The 17,784-nt window shown below is 57.0% G+C and carries 15 protein-coding genes; 3 read left to right on the plus strand and 12 right to left on the minus strand.

The genetic code is table 11. The features are described from left to right. Positions 1 to 14 precede the first annotated feature (14 nt). From mglA to AFK62_RS12930, 6 genes are all read right to left on the minus strand, one after another. Positions 15 to 1,535 carry a galactose/methyl galactoside ABC transporter ATP-binding protein MglA gene (gene mglA / locus AFK62_RS12905; RefSeq protein ID WP_007675905.1) on the minus strand — a complete coding sequence of 507 codons (1,521 nt, stop codon included), beginning with the start codon at positions 1,533 to 1,535 and terminating at the stop codon, positions 15 to 17. 86 nt (positions 1,536 to 1,621) lie between these two features. Continuing rightward, positions 1,622 to 2,617 (minus strand): galactose/glucose ABC transporter substrate-binding protein MglB, encoded by a 996-nt coding sequence (gene mglB / locus AFK62_RS12910; RefSeq protein WP_007675902.1) that lies wholly within the window; start codon positions 2,615 to 2,617, stop codon positions 1,622 to 1,624. Between the two features lie 282 nt (positions 2,618 to 2,899). Next, positions 2,900 to 3,925 (minus strand): HTH-type transcriptional regulator GalS, encoded by a 1,026-nt coding sequence (galS, locus tag AFK62_RS12915; RefSeq protein WP_007675900.1) that lies wholly within the window; start codon positions 3,923 to 3,925, stop codon positions 2,900 to 2,902. 155 nt (positions 3,926 to 4,080) lie between these two features. Continuing rightward, positions 4,081 to 5,238, minus strand: coding sequence for a DUF418 domain-containing protein YeiB (gene yeiB, locus AFK62_RS12920; protein ID WP_007675897.1), 1,158 nt, complete (start codon positions 5,236 to 5,238; stop codon positions 4,081 to 4,083). Between the two features lie 9 nt (positions 5,239 to 5,247). Next, a complete protein-coding gene (gene folE / locus AFK62_RS12925) occupies positions 5,248 to 5,919 on the minus strand; it encodes a GTP cyclohydrolase I FolE (protein WP_007675895.1) in 672 nt (223 codons plus the stop codon). Between the two features lie 125 nt (positions 5,920 to 6,044). Then, positions 6,045 to 7,169: a YbfB/YjiJ family MFS transporter gene (locus AFK62_RS12930; RefSeq protein WP_007675893.1), complete on the minus strand. Its 1,125-nt coding sequence runs from the start codon at positions 7,167 to 7,169 to the stop codon at positions 6,045 to 6,047. Positions 7,170 to 7,292: 123 nt separating this feature from the next. Between AFK62_RS12930 and fghA the strand changes: the two genes are divergently transcribed. Then, entirely contained in the window at positions 7,293 to 8,123 is an 831-nt protein-coding gene (fghA, locus tag AFK62_RS12935; protein WP_007675891.1) for an S-formylglutathione hydrolase, read from the plus strand. 120 nt (positions 8,124 to 8,243) lie between these two features. Here fghA and AFK62_RS12940 read toward each other — a convergent pair whose 3' ends face one another. Together AFK62_RS12940 and yieE are read right to left on the minus strand one after the other, a co-directional pair. Further along, a complete protein-coding gene (locus AFK62_RS12940) occupies positions 8,244 to 9,713 on the minus strand; it encodes an amino acid permease (protein ID WP_032984595.1) in 1,470 nt (489 codons plus the stop codon). 186 nt (positions 9,714 to 9,899) lie between these two features. Further along, positions 9,900 to 10,766, minus strand: a complete 867-nt coding sequence (gene yieE / locus AFK62_RS12945; RefSeq protein ID WP_032984584.1) for a DNA-binding transcriptional regulator YeiE — start codon at positions 10,764 to 10,766, stop codon at positions 9,900 to 9,902. Positions 10,767 to 10,883: 117 nt separating this feature from the next. Between yieE and AFK62_RS12950 the strand changes: the two genes are divergently transcribed. Together AFK62_RS12950 and nfo are read left to right on the plus strand one after the other, a co-directional pair. Next, a complete protein-coding gene (locus AFK62_RS12950) occupies positions 10,884 to 11,933 on the plus strand; it encodes a YeiH family putative sulfate export transporter (RefSeq protein ID WP_007675885.1) in 1,050 nt (349 codons plus the stop codon). A gap of 76 nt (positions 11,934 to 12,009) precedes the next feature. Further along, positions 12,010 to 12,870 carry a deoxyribonuclease IV gene (gene nfo, locus AFK62_RS12955; RefSeq protein ID WP_007675883.1) on the plus strand — a complete coding sequence of 287 codons (861 nt, stop codon included), beginning with the start codon at positions 12,010 to 12,012 and terminating at the stop codon, positions 12,868 to 12,870. On the opposite strand, the gene AFK62_RS12960 is transcribed toward nfo, so the two are convergent. The 4 genes from AFK62_RS12960 to fruB form a co-directional block, all read right to left on the minus strand. Continuing rightward, a complete protein-coding gene (locus AFK62_RS12960) occupies positions 12,871 to 13,698 on the minus strand; it encodes a sugar phosphate isomerase/epimerase family protein (RefSeq protein WP_007675881.1) in 828 nt (275 codons plus the stop codon). It abuts the gene before it with no gap. 134 nt (positions 13,699 to 13,832) lie between these two features. Continuing rightward, positions 13,833 to 15,521 (minus strand): PTS fructose transporter subunit IIBC, encoded by a 1,689-nt coding sequence (gene fruA, locus AFK62_RS12965; RefSeq protein WP_007675873.1) that lies wholly within the window; start codon positions 15,519 to 15,521, stop codon positions 13,833 to 13,835. Positions 15,522 to 15,537: 16 nt separating this feature from the next. Beyond that, positions 15,538 to 16,476: a 1-phosphofructokinase gene (gene fruK / locus AFK62_RS12970; protein ID WP_007675872.1), complete on the minus strand. Its 939-nt coding sequence runs from the start codon at positions 16,474 to 16,476 to the stop codon at positions 15,538 to 15,540. Then, on the minus strand, positions 16,473 to 17,606 hold the full coding sequence (fruB, locus tag AFK62_RS12975; RefSeq protein WP_007675870.1) for a fused PTS fructose transporter subunit IIA/HPr protein: 1,134 nt from the start codon (positions 17,604 to 17,606) through the stop codon (positions 16,473 to 16,475). Before fruB ends, fruK begins: the two co-directional genes overlap by 4 nt. Positions 17,607 to 17,784: the final 178 nt, after the last annotated feature.

Here is a 17,784-nt window from a genome sequence, read left to right on the forward strand (position 1 = left end):
AGGAGCCCCTGATATTAAAGGTGCAAAGACGCAAGACGCAGAATTTCATTTTGCGTCGTCGTTTTGGTGTCAACAATCCCGGAGACGAGGCCATTGCTCATTACCAGAATACGGTCAGTTATCCCTAACAGCTCAGGCATTTCTGAGGAAATAATAATGATCCCCTTGCCCTTTTTCGCAAGCTCAGCAATGAGCTGATAGATTTCAAATTTCGCGCCAACGTCAATCCCGCGAGTCGGCTCATCAAGCATTAATATTTCCGGCTGGGTTAACAGCCAGCGCCCGATAATGACCTTCTGCTGGTTTCCGCCGGAGAGCGATCCAATTTGCGTGCGATGACCCGGCGTTTTTACACGCATCGAGTCGATCACCCACTGGGTATCGCTTTTCATGCGGGAATTATCCAGCAAACCGATTTTGCTTTTGTAGTTGCGAATATTGGAAATCAGGGAGTTAAAACCGATATCCAGATAGGCGTAGATCCCCGTTGAGCGGCGCTCCTCGGTTACCAGCGCAAAGCCGTTATTAATTGCTTCATTTGCGCTGTGGTTATTAATCTTTTTGCCGTGCAGACTAATGGTTCCGCCCGATTTCTCGCGGATACCAAATAATGTTTCTACAATATCGGTGCGCTTGGCGCCTACCAGGCCCGCAATCCCGAGTATTTCTCCTTTGTGCAAATCAAAGGAAACATCGCGGATAGACGGCTGGCGCAGCGAGGTCAGGTTGCGCACTTCAAGGATCACTTCACCGGGTTGGTTTTCACGGTCCGGGAAGCGCTGGTTGAGCGAACGGCCCACCATCATCGCGATGATCTTATCCATATCCAGACCGTCGAGTGACTGAGTGGCAATCCACTGGCCATCGCGCAGGATAGTTATCTCATCGCACAACTGGAAGATCTCTTCCATTTTGTGGGAAATATAAACAATACCGCAGCCGCGCTCTTTTAACTTACGGATTATCTTAAAGAGATGATTGACCTCTTTCTCGGTCAGAGAAGATGTCGGCTCATCCATAATGACGATTTTGGCGTCATAGGAGAAGGCTTTAGCAATTTCAATCATCTGCATCTGCGATACGGAAAGCGTACCCACGCGAGCTTTTGGATCAATATCAATATCCAGCTCATCGAAAATCGCTTTGGTATCAAGATACATTTTTTCCTGGTCGACAAACATGCCTTTGGTCGGATAACGACCGAGCCACATGTTGTCCATCACAGAGCGCTGTAATACCAGGTTTAATTCCTGATGCACCATGGATATTCCATTTTCGAGCGCCTCTTTGGCGGAATGGAAATCCACTTCTTTCCCCTGGAAAAGAATACTGCCGGAATCTTTTTGATAGATCCCAAAAAGGCATTTTAATAACGTCGATTTGCCCGCGCCATTCTCACCCATCAGAGCATGAATAGAATGAGGACGAACTTTTAAATTAACGTTATCGAGTGCCTTAACGCCCGGGAAGCTCTTGTTGATATTCGTCATTTCCAACAAGTATTCGCCTGGCGATTGCGTATTATTGCTGACCATATTTATACCTGGCTGCGAGAGTGTTGTCTGAGCATGGCACGGCTTAACAGGGGCGCAAAACGCGCCCCGTAAGAACTACGCAATTATTATTTACCGGTGATTTCCGCCAGGTTGTCTTTATCAACGCCGACGTAAGGAATACGGACCACTTTGTTTTCAATTTTCCAGTTGGTACCGTCTGCCGCGCCTTTACCTGCCGCCAGGTTTTTGGCAAGGTCAAAGGTCGCTTTCGCCTGGTTGTTGGCATCGTTCAGCACGGTACCGGCCAGCGCGCCAGATTTCACCAGCGCCAGCGCTTCAGGCAGCGCATCCACGCCGAACACCGGAACAGAAGATTTGTTGTGCGCTTTCAGCGCTTCAACCGCACCCATCGCCATGGCGTCGTTGTTTGCGATAACCACTTCGATTTTGTTTGCATTCGGGCCGGAGAGCCATGCGTCCATCTTATCTTTCGCCTGAGCGGTATCCCACATCGCGGTATCAAGCTGCAGCTGCTGGGTTTTGATGCCCTTGTCGTTCAGCTCTTTGATAACGTAGGTGGTACGTGCTTCAGCATCCGGGTGGCCCGGTTCGCCTTTCAGCAGAACATACTGGATCTGGCCATCTTTGTTCAGGTCCCAGTTCGCGTTGGCTTTCCAGTGTTTAGCGATAAGGTCGCCCTGGATGATGCCGGATTCTTTAGAGTCAGTACCGACGTAATACGCTTTGTCATAGCTGTCCAGCGCTTTGCGGGACGGCTCTTTGTTGAAGAACACGATAGGGATGTTCTGACCGCGCGCTTTTTCGATAACGGTGCCGGCAGCCGCCGGGTCAACCAGGTTGATTGCCAGAGATTTGACGCCTTTTGCCAGCAGCACGTCAATCTGATCGTTCTGCTTGGACTGGTCGTTCTGGGAGTCGTTCATCAGCAGTTGAACGTCAGACGACGCAGAAGCCTCTTTTTCAATCGCCTTGCGCACGACGGACATAAAGTTGTCGTCGTATTTATAAATGGTTACGCCAATACGGTCGGCCGCCTGAGCAGCAGTGCCAAAAAGCATGCAGGACATAACGGCAGAGAGGGTCAACACCTTCTTATTCATGGTATCTCCGGTTTTTATGCAGGGTAGCTATCGTGAAAAACGGGCGGCAGGACGGTAAGCGAAAAAACCTTACTGAATGCCGAAGTTCACTAATAAAAAACTCTTCCTTGCTCGGTAATGCTCCAGTAAAGCTTTTTTGTGGCTCCGGGCCTGCGGGTAACATCAATGTTAAATCACCGTTACATCGAGTTTCAGGCCCATGAGACGCCGACATCATAGTCAGCGCAATGTTAATATACTGTGAATTTACTCACAGATTGAAAGCGGTTACATCACGCCGGTTTATAAACTAGTGATCGGGGCCACACTTTGCCGCGCTGCCACCGAATGACGACGCACCAGAGTCGGCATGAAACAGTGAGTGGCGGCCGGATCCAGCCCCCCTGCGGCGCCCTGTAACGCAAGCTCGGTTGCGAGCCGCGCCATCGAGACGACCGGATAACGCACGGTAGTGAGTTGCGGGTCGGTATAACGCGCAATCGGAATATCATCGAAACCAATAACTGACAGATGTTGCGGCACCAGGATACCGTTATCTTTCAGAGCCGTCAGCGCGCCCGCCGCCATGCTGTCGTTATAAGCAAACACGGCGGTAAGCTGAAGATTACGGCCCAGCAGTTCAACCATCGCCGCCTCGCCGCCCTGCATATCGGGACTGCCAGTGCCTACCCAGCTTTCTGGCGGCTGAATGCCCTCTTCGGCCAGCGCTCGCAGCCACCCTTCGCGGCGTTTGTCGTTATCGTCAATATGATGGCTGGAAGCGAGATAACCGATGCGCTGATGCCCGCTGCTTTGCAGCATACGCGTCGCCATCATCGCGCCAGTGACGTTATCAAGCCCCACGCAGCGATGCGCGTAGCCGGGTACAATGCGGTTAATCAGCACCATTCCGGGAACTTGCTCAAGGAAGGTCGCCAGCTCGTCATCGCTGAGGGATTTAGCATGCACGATAAGCGCGCTGCAACGCTGGCGGATCAACACTTCGATGGCATGACGCTCTTTTTCGGCCTCGTGATAACTGTTGCCGATAAGCACATATTTGCCGTGCTGCTGCGCCACCACGTCAACGGCTTTTACCAGCGCGCCGAAGAAAGGATCGGAGACGTCCATCACCACTACACCGATGGTATCGCTGACCTGCGTCGCCAGCGCCTGCGCATTGGCGTTCGGGCGATAGCCAAGCTGTGTGACCGCCTGCATCACCGTTTCACGCGTGTCGGGGCTGACCTGCGCGCTGTTGTTGAGCACCCGGGAGACCGTCGCGACAGAAACCCCTGCCAGACGGGCGACGTCACGAATGGTGATCATGATGACCACCCTGAAGAGCTGAAATACGTCTCACAGAAACCCCCTGCGTTAAGTCAGGGTGCTATTCTGGCAGTGTGCTGATACGCGCTGCGTGAAGCGCATCACAGCGCTGGAAACGGTTACATACGATTTGTTAACGATTGTGATCCAGATCGTTATCTGGATGATGCGGATTGCGGTGCGCCTGCGGCAAGGCGCGTCAGGCGGCGCCAGACCCACTCCAGCGGCCCCTGACGAAAGTAACGCAGCCAGAGCACAGAGAAGGCGAGATTGACGGCCCACACGGCCGGCACAAACGCCAGCAGCGCGAACCGGTCAAAACGCATAAACAAGCCAAAATGGTTAAAAAGCGTGGTGCAAATCAGGCTTTGCAGCAGATAGTTGGTCAGCGCCATACGACCTACGCAGGCAACTGCCGTCATCAGTTTCAGGCGCGCCAGGTGCGGCCAGTAGCCAAATACCAGGGCGGTATAACCGAGCGCCTGCAGCGGCGCGCCGAGTTCGCGCGGTGCCTGCAGTATAAACGCGCACCAGCGGTAGTCCCAGCCGAGCCGCCACTGAAGGAAGATCGCCGGCAGGTTAATCGTCATGCCCAGCGCTACCAGACCAAAACCGGTGCGCCGGTAGTGCCGCTCGCTAAATTCGCCGCGCAGCCAGCCGCTGCGCATCAACGCTGCACCGATGAGCATCAGGCCCGCCAGTTGCCAGCCATACTGTGCGCCCAGCGCCAGCAGCAAAGAAGAAAGCAAGTCGAAACGGTTGCGGACAGCTTCCATTCCCCCTTCGAGATGCCAAAATTTCTCATAGAAGAGATCGGCCGCCTGCGGTGTCCACGAGCGGTTCATGCTGTCACCGGACATCATGCCGAGCAGCAGCAATACTGCTATTCCGATGAGATAGAGCACCACGCCGGTTTTAAACATCGACTTCACGCTCTGGGCATCGCGCACCATGCGCCAGCCAACCAGCCCGACCAGGCCGTACGCCAGCAAAATGTCGCCGTCCCAGATGAAAACCGCATGAAGGAAACCGAGCAGCACCAGAAGCGTCAGACGCGCCTGTATCCAGCGTTTGCCGCGCGCCAGCAACATATGCAGCCCCGCGCCAAAGAGCATGGCAAACAGTGAGAGGAATTTAACCTGTGCAAAGAGATCGAGCAGCGCCCATGTCCAGGCATCGCGTGAGGTGATATCGCCATACCAGGCGGGGTTCAGATAGGCCGCCTTCGGAAGGCCGAAGGCGGTAATGTTCAGCAACAGGATGCCGAGAATCGCCATGCCGCGTACCGCGTCAAGGGGGATATTTCTCGTCATCCTTAAGCCTTAGCCGTTATGGTGGCGCACAGCGCGCAGAAACTCCTGGCGCGTGTTCTGGCTGGACTTAAACAGCCCGCCGAGAGAAGTCGTCGTGGTCGCGCTGGTCGCGTCACGAATGCCGCGCGCTTTCACGCAGTAGTGTACCGCGTCAATCGAAACCGCCACATTATTGGTGCCGAGCAGCGTTTGCAGCGCCACCAGCACCTGCTGGGTCAGGCGTTCCTGCACCTGAGGACGCTGGGCGAAGAACTGCACGATACGGTTGATTTTAGAAAGCCCGATCACCGCATCTTTCGGGATATACGCCACGGTCGCCTTACCGTCGATCGTCACGAAATGGTGTTCGCAGGTGCTGGTCAGCGTGATATCGCGCACGGTGACCATCTCATCCACTTTCATTTTATTTTCAATGACGGTTATTTTCGGGAAATTGGCGTAATCAAGGCCGGAGAAAATCTCATCCACATACATTTTGGCAATGCGATGTGGCGTTTCCATCAGGCTGTCATCGCTCAGATCAAGGTTAAGCAACTGCATGATTTCGGTCATATGGCCGGCGATCAGGCGCTTGCGGGTTTCGTTATCCAGTTCGTTGACCGGCGGACGCAGCGGCGTCTCAAGACCACGCGCAAGCAGCGCCTCATGGACCAGGGCCGCTTCTTTACTGAGTGATGGCATTGTTATTTTCTCCTGCAGGTGTAACCAGACTCTGCCCGGCCGGGGCTGAGCGTGCGCTCATTGTGCGTGAGCCATCGCACATAATCCAGTGGCCGGGATGAAATTGTTGAAATCGCCGCAGCCTTTCATCTGCGTCGCCAGACCAGCGCGCCGCCGATAAACAGCGCGATGCCCGCAAGCCACAGCGCCGGTTCCAGCCTCCCGGTAAAATGGCTGGAAAGTGCGGATGTCACGGGGCCGACCAGTTGCCCCACCGCATATCCGGTCGTGAGCAGCCCCGCCAGATAACGCGTATGCGCCGGGGCAAGTTCACGTCCGCATTGCAGCGAAAGCTGAACCGCGCACAGAAATCCGCCGCCCACCAGCAGCGAACCGACGATAAGCCCATTCAGGCCGGGCACCAGGGCTGCTGCCAGCACACCCAACCCCTGAAGCCAGAGCACAATAGCGAGGCGCTGCGACGCCGTGCCGCGTGTGCGCCAGACAATGCTGAGCGCAATCCCCGCCACGGAGGCAGCGCCGAACACCGGCCACACGAACTGCGCGAAGAGACTACCGGGAAAGCGCGCCGCTGCCATTTGCGATAAAAACGTGGCGGGCAAAATATAGCCGTAACCTGCAAGGCTGTAGCTCCAGACCAGCTTTTTTAAGGCAGGCGTCAGCACCAGCGGCGCCGGCAGCGTATCGGCGCGATGCAGTTGCCCCTTGCGCGGAAGAAAACGGACGACAAGTGCAATCAGTGCAAAGGCCAGCGTGCCGTAAATGACCCAGCCTTGCGCCGCGCTTAAGGCCGCGCCCTGGATCCAGACCGCCAGCAGACCGCTTATCGTAATGCCGACGCCTGGCCCGGCGAATACCGCCGCGCTTAAGCCCGGCCTGCCGTGATGGGCCAGTTGTTCGTTAGTCCAGCCTGCCGCCATCACCAGCGCCCAGCCGCTCATGCAGCCAATAACGAAGCGCACGATGCCGTGTGACCACGGGCCATCCGCCAGTGCTGAAATAAGCGTCAGCAAGACCGCGCCCCACACGCCCATATGCAGCCGATATTCCACATGATGCCGGGCGCGCATCGCATCCCATGCGCCAAGCAGATAGCCGAGGTAGTTAGCGGCAGCCACCAGCCCGGCGCTGGTGAGCGTCAACTGGCCTTCGTCTACCATCAATGGCACCTGCGGCGTAAACGCAAACCGCCCGATCCCCATCGCCACCACCAGTGCCAGAAAGCCGGTTAATGCAATACGCAGCGCCACAGCCTCACCATTTGTTAAAATAAAGTTATCAATATGATGCGCTAAGACCCCGCCCCGGTGAAGTGAAACTTGCTCACCTGACGTGTAGACTGCACTATCCGGGTTTGAACAACAGGAGCCACTATGGAATTGCTCGAAGAACACCGCTGTTTTGGCGGCTTACAACAACGCTGGCGTCACGACTCCCGCGTGCTTAACTGCCCGATGACCTTCAGCATCTTTTTGCCGCCCGACGCGCAAACACCGCCGCCGGTCGTGTGGTGGCTGTCAGGGCTGACCTGCAATGATGAAAACTTCACCACCAAAGCGGGCGCGCAGCGCGTCGCCGCAGAACTTGGCCTGGCCCTCGTGATGCCAGATACCAGCCCGCGCGGCGATGATGTGGCGGATGACGCCGGTTACGACCTCGGCAAAGGCGCCGGGTTTTACCTGAACGCCACAGAAGCCCCGTGGGCGGCGCATTATCGGATGTTTGATTATCTGAGTAATGAGCTGCCGCAGGTGCTGGCGGAGAACTTTACGCTTGCACCCAGGGCCTCCATCAGCGGCCATTCGATGGGCGGACACGGCGCGCTTATCATGGCGCTGAAAAATCCGGGGCGTTTTTGCTCGGTATCGGCGTTTGCGCCCATCGTGAACCCGGCGCAGGTGCCATGGGGTAAAAAAGCGTTTACCGCCTATCTTGGCGAAGACGAGCAGCGCTGGCAGGCGTGGGATAGCTGCGCGCTGATGGCGCAGGCCGCGCCGCAAGACGCTATCCCGACGCTTATCGATCAGGGCGACAGCGATCCGTTCTTCGGTGAGCAATTACAGCCGGAGCGTTTTGACGAGACCGCGCGTGAGGCAAGCTGGCCGTTAACTCTGCGTATGCAACCGGGTTACGACCACAGTTATTATTTCATCGCCTCGTTTATTGAAGAGCACTTACGCTTCCACGCGCAGCATCTGCGCTAACGGGTGGGCGGCTTTAAAGGCCTAAGACGTAAAAACGTGGTGGGTGGCGCTACGTTTACCCAGCATAAAATCAGCCACACCCCATCGTAATAAAAAAGGGCGCTTATGCGCCCTTTTCTTTTATTTCTTCAGATTATCCGGGAATTCCATGTCGCGGTAACGCACGAATCGGGTGCCTTTGGCAAACTTATACCCCAACCAAATCACCAGGAACAACGGAATGCCGATGTAAGTCGCCGCCACGGCCACCCAGTCGATAGTATCCGCAAGAAACGCCTGATAATTCTGGCCGAGGGTAATGATAAGGCACAGGATGAAGGCGAAAATCGGGCCCAGCGGGAAAAAGCCGGAGCGATACGGCAGATTATTAATATCGTGCCCCTGCATCACATAACCACGACGGAACCGGTAATGGCTGATGGCAATGCCAAGCCACGCGATAAACCCTGTCATCCCGGAGGTATTCAACAGCCACAGATAGACCGTCTGGTTGCCAAACATCGAGGTCAGGAAGCAAAGCCCGGCGATAATCGTGGTGGCATAGAGCGCATTGCGCGGCACGCCGCCTTTTGAGAGTTTCGAGAAAATACGCGGCGCTTTGCCATCGCAAGCGAGCGTATAAAGCATACGGGTGGAGGCGTACATTCCGGAGTTACCGGCTGACAGTACCGCCGTCAGGATCACTGCGTTCATGATGGCCGCCGCACCCAGCAGACCGGCATGCTCAAACACCAGGGTGAACGGGCTGACGCTAATATCTTTTACATCATTACGCAGCAGGCTCGGATCGGTGTAGGGAATAATCAGGCTGATAATCAGGATAGCGAACACATAGAACAGCAGGATACGCCAGAACACCTGACGCACCGCGCGCGGAATGTTTTTCTCCGGATCTTCTGATTCGCCTGCCGCGATGCCGATAAGCTCCGTTCCCTGGAAGGAGAAACCGACAATCATCGCCACACCTATCATCGCCGAGAATCCACCGGCAAATGGCGCATCACCGATGCCCCAGTTACTCCAGCCCGCCGGCTCAGACCCTTTGAAAATACCGACAATCATCGCGATGCCGACCAGGATAAAGATAATCACGGTGGCGACTTTGATTAACGAGAACCAGTATTCCGCTTCACCAAAGCCTTTCACGGAAATGACGTTCAGCAGGAACATAATACCAAGGAACAGCGCGCTCCAGATCCAGCCTGGCGTGTCCGGGAACCAGTAGCTCATCACCAGTTGCGAGGCCACAAGATCCACCGCGATGGTCACTGCCCAGTTGTACCAGTAGTTCCAGCCAAGCGCGAAGCCAAAGCCTTCTTCTACATATTTCTGGCCATAGGTGGAAAACGAGCCGGACACCGGCATATAGGCTGCCAGCTCGCCGAGGCTCGTCATCAGGAAATAGACCATCAGGCCGATGAGAATATAGGAAAACAGCGCGCCGCCAGGGCCCGCCTGAGAAATGGTCGCGCCGGAGGCGACGAAAAGTCCTGTGCCGATGGAGCCGCCAATGGCGATCATGGTCAGGTGGCGCGCCTTAAGTTCGCGACGCAGCCCAGGCGCTTGTGTGGTTTTAGATTCGGAAACCATATAAAAATAATGCCCATCCATCAAAAGAGGCGCGATTGTAGCAGAGTTACCGCAGACCACCTGGTGGAAAAACGCGGTTATAAGAGAGCTTCATGATCGCCGGAGGATTATAAGTAAAGCAGCGAATCGGGGCGGCGGCGGAAAAAAAACTGATGATAAGCGCGCCGTGTGACGCGCGCCGCGGAATCAAAGTTCGCAATAACGCAGAAAGCGCGCCAGCGCACTGGAGAGGTGTTTCTGACGGTGATGGATGCGATAAAGCGTGCGCACCAGCGGCGGCAGAGGCACTTTCACCTCGACAAGCGATCCGGTTTCGAGCTGTTCGGCGATGACGCGGCGCGACAAACAGCTGATACCAAGCCCGTGGCGCACTGCATGTTTGATTGCCTCAGAATTGCCAAGCTCCATGCTCAGACGAAACTGCGGCAGATGAGAGAGCAGCAGATAATCGACGATTTCCCGCGTGCCGGAGCCTTTTTCACGCAGGATCCACGGCGTGGCGGCGAGGCGCTCAAGCGTGACCTCCCCTTCCAGCAGCGGGCTTGCGGGCGAGGCGAACACGACCAGTTCATCCTCAAGCCAGGGCTGCGCCACGATTTCCGCCATATGACACGGCCCTTCAATCAGCCCAATATCAACGCGAAAATCGCACACCGCCTGCACCACGTCCTGACTATTGCCGACGCTCATTTCCAGCGGCAGATCGGGAAAATCGCGGCGATAACGCGCAATGATTTCCGGAAGAATGTAGTTGCCGATAGTACTGCTGGCATAAACGCGGATAGCGCCGTTGTCGTTGCGAAAGAGCCGTTCGATTTCGCCTGCCTGCTCCAGCAGCGCCACGGTACGCGGGTAAAGAAGCCGCCCGTGTTCATTGACGACCAAGCGCTTGCCGACGCGATCAAAGAGCTGTACGCCGAGCTGGCCTTCCAGATCGGTGAGCGCCGCACTGACGGCCGATTGCGACAGCGACAGCATCTGTGATGCCTGGGTTGTCGACCCACTTTTGAGCACTTCGGCGAAAACTTCCAGCTGGCGTAGAGTGATGTGCATGATGACCTCGAACGAACGCGACGGCGCTTACCACTTATTAAGATTAATTATAAATATATAATCAATTTTATTTTTATACCAGAGGGGCATAAGCTTATTCCATAACAGGAGGACGCTATGACCACACTGACATTTCCTGCCCGACATCATGGGCTTACGCATTTCCTGCCGGGGCTGGCGCTGACGGGCGTATTGACCGCCGTCGCGCTCTGGACAGGCACGATCCCGGCCGTAGGGAACGCTGGCTTCAGCGCGCTGACTATCGCTATTCTCGGCGGGATGATCCTCGGTAATACGCTCTATCCCAAAATACATACCCACTGCGACGGCGGCGTGCTGTTCGCAAAACAACATCTTTTGCGACTGGGCATTATCCTTTACGGGTTTCGCCTGACGTTCTGGCAAATCGCCGATGTGGGCGCAAGCGGCGTGCTGGTCGATGTGCTGACGCTCGCCAGTACCTTTACGCTCGCCTGCTGGCTTGGACAAAAGGTGTTTAAGCTTGATCGCGAAACCAGCTGGTTGATTGGCGCAGGCAGCAGCATCTGCGGCGCGGCGGCGGTGCTTGCCACCGAGCCCGTAGTGAAAGCGCAGGCGAGCAAAGTGACCGTGGCAGTGGCAACGGTAGTGATTTTCGGCACGCTGGCGATTTTTGTTTATCCGCTACTGTGGCCATGGCTGGCACCGTGGTTTAACGAACAAACGTTTGGTGTGTATATCGGCTCGACGGTGCATGAGGTCGCGCAGGTTGTCGCGGCAGGCCATGCAGTCAGCCCGGAGACAGAAAACGCGGCGGTGATTGCCAAAATGCTGCGCGTCATGATGCTGGCCCCGTTCCTGATGCTGCTGGCCGGTCGCGTGAAACAGCTTGCGCCGCGCAGCGGTGAAAAAGCCGGTAAAATTACTGTTCCCTGGTTTGCGCTGCTGTTTATTGTTGTGGCCGCGTTTAATTCGCTGCATCTGCTGCCGACTGGCGTGGTACAGGCGCTGGTCACGCTCGACACCATTCTGCTCGCCATGGCGATGGCCGCACTCGGGCTTACCACGCACGTCAGCGCGCTGAAAAACGCCGGCGTTCGTCCGCTGCTGATGGCGCTGGCGCTGTTTGTCTGGCTGATTGTAGGCGGCGGGGCGATTAATCTCGCGGTAACGCATCTGCTGGCGTAACGCGACGCGCCTTTCCCTGCACTGTCCGCTATGATAAAACGTTCCCCCTTTTTTGCGGGTATGACAGGAGAAAACGATGAAGTTTATAGGCGCGCACGTCAGCGCATCGGGTGGGGTCGCTAACGCTCCGGCCCGCGCGGCGGAAATTGGCGCGACAGCTTTTGCGCTGTTCACCAAAAACCAGCGCCAGTGGCGCGCGGCGGCTCTGACGCCTGCCGTCATCGACGAGTTCAAAGCTGCCTGCCGCAAACATGGCTATGCCGCAGGCCAGATCCTGCCGCACGACAGCTTTCTGATTAACCTTGGCCACCCGGAGCCGGAGGCGCTGGAGAAATCCCGCGCGGCGTTTATCGATGAACTGGAGCGCTGCGCACAGCTCGGGCTGACGCTTTTGAATTTCCACCCCGGCAGCCATCTTCAGCAATTGAGCGAAGACGCCTGCCTGTCGCGCATCGCCGAGTCAGTTAACATTGCGCTGGATAAAACCGAAGGCGTCACGGCGGTGATTGAAAACACCGCAGGCCAGGGCAGCAACCTGGGTTTCCGCTTTGAACATCTGGCGGCGATTATCGACCAGGTAGAGGATAAATCCCGCGTCGGCGTCTGTATTGACACCTGTCACGCGTTCGCGGCGGGCTACGATCTGCGCACGGAAGAAGACTGCGAAAACACCTTCGCCGAGTTCGACCGCATCGTTGGCTTTCAGTATCTGCGCGGTATGCACTTAAATGACGCCAAAAGCACATTCGCAAGCCGGGTTGACCGCCACCATAGCCTCGGCGAAGGCAACATCGGCTTTACGCCGTTTCGCTGGATAATGCAGCAGCCGCACTTCGACAATATTCCGCTTATCCTGGAAACCATTAATCCGGATATCTGGAATGAAGAAATCGCCTGGCTGAAAGCCCAGCAAACCGGCGGCGCGGGCGCGCTGTAATTACGGCTTATCGCCGGGTGGCGTATTGCATTGCTCTGCAAGCCAGATGAGCGAATCAAACCCGGCACGGGCGCTCGCACTGGCGGGGGCCTGCTGCCAGGCATCGCTGAACACCTCAAGCGACCACGGCCCCTGATACCCCGCGCGCGTCAGCGTGCGGGCAAACCCGGCGACCGGCAACGCACCTTCACCCGGATACGCACGGTAGTGGCGGCTCCACTCATCCAGCGGCAAATCCTTACGCGGCGCATCGGCAAACTGCGTAAAGAAAATCTTCTCGGGTGGGATGCCGGCAAGCGACAGCGTGTCGCCAACCGCCAGCACATGAAAACTGTCGAGCACCAGGCCGAGCGCCGGATGATTAACCGCCTGAACCCGTTCCCAGGCCTGAGTGTAGCGGTTGACATGACGCCCCCAGGCGAGCGCCTCATACCCTACCCGTGCGTCAAACGACGCTGCGATATCGGCGATACGCGCTAAATCGTCTGTCTGGCGCGCCGGGTCAGCGTTGCTGCCAGCTTGCAGAGTGCTGCACAGCAGCAGATTGCGACAGCCCATTTCACGCATCGTCTCGAAAGTCCGGCAGGCGCGCTCGCGCGTTTGCGGCCACTCCTCAGGCGGCGCGCCCTCGATATTGCGCAGCGGCTGATAAAGAAAAATCGTTAAGCCCAGCTCCCGGCAGAGCGCCGCAAGACGTGTCGGGCTTTCGCCCCAGTCGGTGAAATCCGGTTCAAATATCTCCACGCCGTCGAAGCCGGCCTGCGCGATGGCGCGCAGTTTTTCCGGCAGGCTTCCGGCGACGCAAAGCGTGGCGATTGAGCGCAGCACCGCATCCTCCTGTGAGTCCAGTCAAAGACTTAAGTGTTGACCCAATCGACAGGCAGCGCAAAAAAGAGGGGGAATAAGGCGAAACAGAGGGGGATAAAAAACTCCCTGCCGGAGCAGGGAGTATCAGCATCAAATCAGGCGGCTTTCGCTGCCAGTTCGCTTTCCGGACGTTTCAGGAAGGCGTAGACCAGACCCGCCAGCAGGGAACCTGCCACGATGGCGAGCAGGTAGCCCAGCACCGGACTGATAGCGCCTGGGATAAGCAGGACGAACAGGCCGCCGTGCGGTGCCATCAGTTTTGCGCCAATCGCCATGGAGATAGCGCCGGTCAGCGCGCCGCCTGCGATACAGCACGGGATAACGCGCATCGGATCACGGGCTGCGAACGGGATGGCCCCTTCGGAGATAAAGCACAGGCCCAGCACCAGCGCCGCTTTGCCCCCTTCCTGCTGGCCTTTGTCGAATTTACGACGCGCCACCAGAGTCGCAAGACCCATCGCCAGCGGCGGAACCATACCTGCCGCCATAATCGCCGCCATCGGCGCGTAAACCTGTGAACTCAGCAGACCCACACCGAACGCGTACGCCGCTTTGTTTACCGGGCCGCCCATGTCGGTACACATCATACCGCCGAGGATGGCGCCAAGCAGAACAGCGTTACCTGTACCCATGCTTTGCAGCCACGCCGTGAGACCTGCCAGGATTTTCGCAACCGGCGTACCGATCACGTAAATCATCGCCAGGCCCACAATCAGGCTTGAGAACAGTGGAATAATCAGGATGGGCTTCAGCGCTTCCATACTCTGCGGCAGCTTCACTTTGCCGCTAATGATTTTCGCCACGTAGCCGGCAAGGAAGCCCGCGATGATCCCGCCGATAAACCCGGAACCGGTGCTTACCGCCAGCATACCGCCGATAAGACCTGGCGTAAGACCCGGACGGTCAGCGATGGAGAAAGCGATATAACCGGCCAGTACCGGCACCATCAGCGCGAAGGCGGAACCGCCACCGATTTTCATCAGCGCAGCCGCAAGCGTGCCTTCCTGTTTGAACGCCTCGATGCCAAACACGAAAGAAAGGGCGATAAGCAGACCACCTGCCACGACCATCGGCAGCATATAAGACACGCCGGTCAGCAGATGGCGATAAGGACCCGCGCCGCCCTGCTCTTTTTTATCACTCGCCACGGCGCCTGCGCCGGCGGGCTGATACGGCTTCGCTTCCGCCACGGCTTTATCGAACTCCTGGGCGGTTTTCTTCAGCGCCAGACCGGTCGAGGTGCGATACATCGGCTTACCCGCGAATTTCGCCAGGTCCACTTCGATATCCGCCGCCACGATAACGAGGTCAGCCTGTGCGACTTCTTCCGGCGTGATTGCGTTACCCGCGCCGACAGAGCCGCGCGTTTCCACTTTCACCCACCAGCCGCGTTTTTTGGCTTCGGTTTCAATCGCTTCCGCCGCCATAAAGGTATGCGCGACGCCTGTCGGGCAGGCCGTCACGGCAACGATGCGTTTGGGGCCGCTCGCGCTAACGCTCGCCGCCGCGGCAGGCGCGGTGTAAGGCGTGGCATGCGATTTTGCTTCGCTTAAAAACAGCTCCGGGTGCGCCACGGCACGATTGATATCGCCGAGGTAAACCTTTTTGCCGTTCAGGGATGCATCGGCCGGTACGGCGTTGCCAATAACAATCGCCAGCTCCGCATCGTTCGGGTTGTCGGTAATTTCCAGCTGTGCTTTTTGTACGGCGGCGCCAAGCAGCGTTTTCGCCATATAAGCGCGGGCCTGTCCACACCCGGGCTCGATAATCAGCAGCGTTTTCATTATGCCTCTCCTGCTGTTAGTGGAAGGGTTGTAAGTCGACACGCGCCATCATCGCGGCCAACTGTGTCCTGTCGGTGATGCCGACGTTGCTCTGGCTAACTGCCAGGGCCGCCACCGCCGTTGCAAGACGTAGGGTATGTTCACTGGATTCACGCATCAGCAGCCCGTAAATCAGGCCACCAACCATGGAATCCCCTGCCCCGACCGTACTGACAACTTCGCAGGACGGCGGTTTGGCGATCCATTCACCCGACGCGTTCACCCACAGCGCCCCTTCTGCGCCCAGAGAAATCACCACATGGGCGATCCCCTGTTCGCGAAGCGCGTGAGCCGCCTCGATAACATCTTTCAGCTCCGGCAGTTTACGGCCAGCCCAGATCTCAAGCTCGCGGCGGTTGGGTTTCACCAGCCACGGCGCGGCTTTGAGCCCGGCTACCAGCGCCTCGCGGCTGCTGTCGAAGATAATGCATGGACACTGGCTGCGCAGACGGGTCATCCAGTCGGTGAACGCCTCAGGAGAGACGCCCGACGGCAGGCTGCCGCTAACGCAAACCATGTCGAACTGACCAAGCCAGGATAAGGAGTCGTTAACGAAACGCTCCCAGTCAGCAGGCGTTACTTCAAAGCCGGAGAAGTTAAGATCCGTTACTTCACCGTCTTTTTCCGTAAGCTTAACATTGATGCGGGTACGCCCCTGCACCACCTGGAAACGGTTGGCGATACCGAGCTCGCTGAAGAGCTGCTGAAAACCGTCCTGGTTGTCTTTGCCGAGGAAACCGCCCACGGTGACATCAATACCTAAATCTTTGAGCACTTTGGCGACGTTAATGCCTTTACCCGCAGCGTGCAGGCCGGTGGTCCGCACGAGGTTAACTTCGCCGCGCTCAATCTCTGCGCAGTAACCTACCAGGTCATATGCCGGGTTGAGGGTAATGGTGGCGACACGTCTGCTCATGCTGCGCCCTCCCCGAGACCAGCGTTAATGGCCTCACCGATAGCGTCCAGCGCGGCCTGTGCATCATCGCCCTGAGCGGTAAAGCGCAGGCGATGGCCTTTCTTAACGCCCAGCGCCACAACTTTCATCAGGCTGCGGCCGTTAGCCGGTTTGCCTGTGCCGTCAAGGTTGGTCACGGTCACATCGCTGCTGAACTGTTTGATGGTGTTAACAAGCACCGTACCAGGACGCGCGTGCAGGCCATGTTCGTTGCGTACGGTAAATTCCGCGCTCAGTACGTCGTCTGCCAGCGCATCGTCACTGGTCAGCAGGGACAACAGCGTGGCGGCATCGGCGTTCAGCAGGCGTTCAGCTTTGTTTGCAATCAGCAATTCGCTGACGCGGCCCAGCACCTGCAGCGGCTGATCGTCTGCAACAGCAACGGTCAACAGCAGGCCGACGTTTTCGCCCTCCTGGGTGAACGGCTGCGCCGGACGGCTCACCGCGACGGCGCTCGCCAGGTTGCCCTGCACGCTGTCGGCAAGCCAGATGCCCTGTCCAAGGTTCAGCGGTTTGGCGTTAATGACATGACTTACGAATTCCGCATCCACCGCACCTGCTTCGCTAAGGCGACCGGCGTTCAGCGCCTGCAATGTCACGAGGCTGGTAGCCGCGACATCAAGCGTAATGGTGTCGTTGTCCAGTTTCATGCCCGCGCTTTGCTTCTCGCCCATCAGCAGGGCGCGCAGCTCTTCCGCTGTAGTGGCGGTTTTCAGCTGTTCAGCAATCGCATCGTCGCTCAGCACATGGGTAAGCTGACGCAGCAGACCAAGATGTTCGTCGGAGCTTGCGGCGATACCAATAGCTACATAGGCAATTTGATCCTCGCCCCAGGCGACACCTTGTGGGAACTGGAAGACTTGCACACCGGTTTTCAGCACCTGGTCGCGGGTGTCTGTGGTGCCGTGAGGAATAGCGATGCCGTTGCCTAAGAATGTCGACGTTTGCTGCTCACGAGCCAACATTCCGTCTACGTAACCGGCGCTGACGTTGCCTGCGTTCACCAGCGCGTCAGCAACCTGACGAATCGCCGCTTCTTTATTACCGGCCTGAGTGCCGGGATGAATATCCTGAACAGATAACTGGAACATGGTCTCCTCGCTTGCTGAACCCGAATCGTTTCAGCCGTTGTGAGAAAAAGAGCGTTACCCCGCCAAATGAGCGAAAACGAGATAACGCTGAAACGTTTCAAGAAAGTCTGCATTTTCCACACGCCGCACGCAAGAAAAGCCGTTATTGACGTGCTGAATATTAGAGATCCCGCACATT

The organism is Cronobacter condimenti 1330, from assembly GCF_001277255.1.
GTDB lineage: Bacteria > Pseudomonadota > Gammaproteobacteria > Enterobacterales > Enterobacteriaceae > Cronobacter > Cronobacter condimenti.

Coding starts and splice junctions, on each gene's coding strand:
- fruA (WP_007675873.1), bottom strand. CDS start 15,521: ATGAAAACGCTGCTGATTATCGAGCCCGGGTGTGGACAGGCCCGCGCT.
- folE (WP_007675895.1), bottom strand. CDS start 5,919: ATGCCATCACTCAGTAAAGAAGCGGCCCTGGTCCATGAGGCGCTGCTT.
- fruK (WP_007675872.1), bottom strand. CDS start 16,476: ATGAGCAGACGTGTCGCCACCATTACCCTCAACCCGGCATATGACCTG.
- mglA (WP_007675905.1), bottom strand. CDS start 1,535: ATGGTCAGCAATAATACGCAATCGCCAGGCGAATACTTGTTGGAAATG.
- yeiB (WP_007675897.1), bottom strand. CDS start 5,238: ATGACGAGAAATATCCCCCTTGACGCGGTACGCGGCATGGCGATTCTC.
- galS (WP_007675900.1), bottom strand. CDS start 3,925: ATGATCACCATTCGTGACGTCGCCCGTCTGGCAGGGGTTTCTGTCGCG.
- AFK62_RS12940 (WP_032984595.1), bottom strand. CDS start 9,713: ATGGTTTCCGAATCTAAAACCACACAAGCGCCTGGGCTGCGTCGCGAA.
- mglB (WP_007675902.1), bottom strand. CDS start 2,617: ATGAATAAGAAGGTGTTGACCCTCTCTGCCGTTATGTCCTGCATGCTT.
- fruB (WP_007675870.1), bottom strand. CDS start 17,606: ATGTTCCAGTTATCTGTTCAGGATATTCATCCCGGCACTCAGGCCGGT.
- fghA (WP_007675891.1), top strand. CDS start 7,293: ATGGAATTGCTCGAAGAACACCGCTGTTTTGGCGGCTTACAACAACGC.
- nfo (WP_007675883.1), top strand. CDS start 12,010: ATGAAGTTTATAGGCGCGCACGTCAGCGCATCGGGTGGGGTCGCTAAC.
- AFK62_RS12950 (WP_007675885.1), top strand. CDS start 10,884: ATGACCACACTGACATTTCCTGCCCGACATCATGGGCTTACGCATTTC.
- yieE (WP_032984584.1), bottom strand. CDS start 10,766: ATGCACATCACTCTACGCCAGCTGGAAGTTTTCGCCGAAGTGCTCAAA.